The sequence below is a fragment of the Arhodomonas sp. KWT genome, assembly GCF_010993615.1.
This window is the reverse complement of record NZ_WNXE01000207.1, coordinates 1-2,530: the sequence shown is the minus strand read 5'-3', so window position 1 is coordinate 2,530 and position 2,530 is coordinate 1. Positions and strand designations below refer to the sequence as shown.

3 protein-coding genes are annotated in these 2,530 nt (G+C 68.5%); all 3 read left to right on the top strand.

The window, feature by feature from the left end; all coding sequences use genetic code 11:
* Window positions 1-622, top strand: a 622-nt coding sequence (locus G7A99_RS25615) for an FAD-binding oxidoreductase (RefSeq protein WP_240466315.1), incomplete at its 5' end; no start/stop codon positions are given.
* A gap of 75 nt (window positions 623-697) precedes the next feature.
* A complete protein-coding gene (locus G7A99_RS16670) occupies window positions 698-1,513 on the top strand; it encodes an alpha/beta fold hydrolase (RefSeq protein WP_018717613.1) in 816 nt (271 codons plus the stop codon).
* A gap of 3 nt (window positions 1,514-1,516) precedes the next feature.
* Complete coding sequence (locus G7A99_RS16665; RefSeq protein ID WP_018717612.1) at window positions 1,517-2,308, top strand: VacJ family lipoprotein; 792 nt, start codon at window positions 1,517-1,519, stop codon at window positions 2,306-2,308.
* Window positions 2,309-2,530 lie beyond the last annotated feature (222 nt).

Here is a 2,530-nt window from a genome sequence, read left to right as displayed (position 1 = left end):
CGTCGACTTCCTGCTGCGGGGCAACCGCCGGCGCAGCTTCTCGCTGGCGAACCCGCCCCATGACGACGAGCTGCTGGAGCTGCACGTCCGCCAGGTGCCGGACGGGCGCTTCACCGGCTACATCTTCGAGGAGCTCAAGGAGCGCGCGCTGCTGCGCTTCGAGGGCCCGTTCGGGACATTCTTCCTGCGCGAGGACTCGCCCCGCCCCATCCTCATGATCGGGGGCGGCACGGGCTTCGCGCCCATCAAGTCCATGCTCGAGCACGCCTTCCACCACGGCATCGACCGGCCCATCCACTTCTACTGGGGCGTGCGCGCCCGGCACGACCTCTACCTCGCGGACCTGCCGGAGCGCTGGGCGCGGGAGCACGCGAGCTTCCGTTACACCCCGGTACTCTCCGAGCCCCGGGCCGGCGACCAGTGGAACGGGCGCACCGGCTTCGTCCACGAGGCCGTGATCGAGGACTACCCGGACCTCAGCGGCTACGACGTCTACATGAGCGGGCCGCCGCCGATGATCGAGGCCGCGAAGACGGCATTCGCCATCCACGGGCTGGACCCCGGACATCTCTACTTCGACTCGTTCGACTTCGCCGTCGACCCGGAAGACGATCCGGCCTGAGCGGTCACGCCGATGCAATCGGACAGGCGAAAGTCTATACTCGAGCGCTGTTTGTTCAGTGCAGCAGAGACCCACATGCCTTACGTAGATACGGGCGACGCCCGGCTCTACTTCGAGACCCACGGCAACAGCGGCCCCGCCGTCGTCCTGATCATGGGGCTGGGGGGCACCGTCGAGGCCTGGGGCATGCAGATCCCGGCGCTGAGCCGGGAATGCCGCGTGCTGGTAATGGACAACCGCGGCACGGGCCGCACCCAGAGCCATACCGAGAGCTGGACCATCAACGACATGGCCGCCGACGTGCTCGCGGCCATGGACGCCGCCGGTATCGCGGAGGCCCACGTGGTCGGGGTCTCCATGGGCGGACTCATTGCCCAGGCCCTCTACCACATGGCGCCAAAGCGGCTGTGCAGCCTCATACTCGGCTGCACCGGCCCGGGCGTGAACGACCCGGCCTTCGCCCGCCCCGCCCGGGCGGTGGAGGAGATCCTGCATATCGACCGCGAGGCCGTGGGCCACGCCAACGCCGTGCAACGGCTCACCGAGGTGTTCTACCATCCCACCTACCGCGAACGGGTGCCCGACCTCGCGGAGCGGCTGCTGCGCTTCGAGCGCGAGCTCGACGTCGACCCCAAAGGCCCGACCCGCCAGCTCGAGGCGGTCTACAGCCAGCCGGGCCAGGGTGACAGGCTCGCCGACATCGGCATCCCGGTGCTCGTCCTGCACGGCGAGGACGACATCGTCTGGCCCATGGAAAACGGCGAGTATCTCGCCGAGGCCATCCCGGAGGCCCGGCTCCAGCTCTTCCCTGAAACGGGTCACATGCTCATGCTGGAGCGGGCGCGGGAATTCAACCGCAGCGTACTGACATTCATCCGTGAGCAGGAGTGAGCCGTGACCGCCACCGCCCACAATGCACTCCGGGCCCTCGCCCCTGCCGTCCTGGTGTCGGTGCTGGCCGGCTGCGCGAGCACGCCGCAGACGACACCGGATCAGGCCTACGACCCGCTGGAGGGCGCCAACCGCGAGGTCTACGACTTCAACGAGGGGCTGGACCGCTACGTGCTCGCCCCCGCCGCCCGGGGATGGACGGCCGTCACCAACGAGCCGGTACGCACGGGCGTGGACAATTTCTTCGACAACCTCGCCTATCCGGGCGTACTGCTCAATGACCTGCTCCAGGGCAAGATCGGCTACGCCTTTGCCGACACCGCGCGGTTCATGTTCAATACCACCCTCGGGCTCGCGGGCTTCCTCGATCCGGCGAGCCGCATGGGCCTGCCGGACCGCACCGAGGACTTCGGCCAGACGCTGGGCACCTACGGTGTCGACAGCGGCGCCTACCTCGTCGTGCCGGCGCTGGGACCGTCGAGCACCCGCGACGTCACCCGCTATCCGGTGGCCTACTACACCAACGTGCTGACCTACACCGCGCTCAACACCGTCACCCTGGGCGGGCTGACGGCGCTCAACTTCGTCAACACCCGTGCCCAGCTCGAGGGCACCGTGCGCCTGCGCAACGAGGCCGCACTGGACCCCTACGCCTTCACGCGCTCGAGCTACCTCCAGTACCGCCGCAACCTGGTCTACGACGGCAACCCGCCGGAGAAGGAAGACCCGTACGGCGACCTCTTCGACGAGCTGGATCAGCCGGCCACCGGGGACGGGACCGGCGGCAAAGAGTGAACGGCAGACAACGCACATAGCCGCTCCGCCCCCGCGCATACCATCTTGGATTGCGACGGGAAATGGGGCAGCATGTAGCGGAGTCCGGGGCAAGGAGACGGCAACGGCACCCGGCGCACGGACAAGCGTGATCCCCGACAGCCAACCAGGGAAGGTGGCCAGACATGAGCGATACCTGCCGCGCCCCGCCGTGGGGCCCTGCCTGCACCGCAGTCCCCGCTA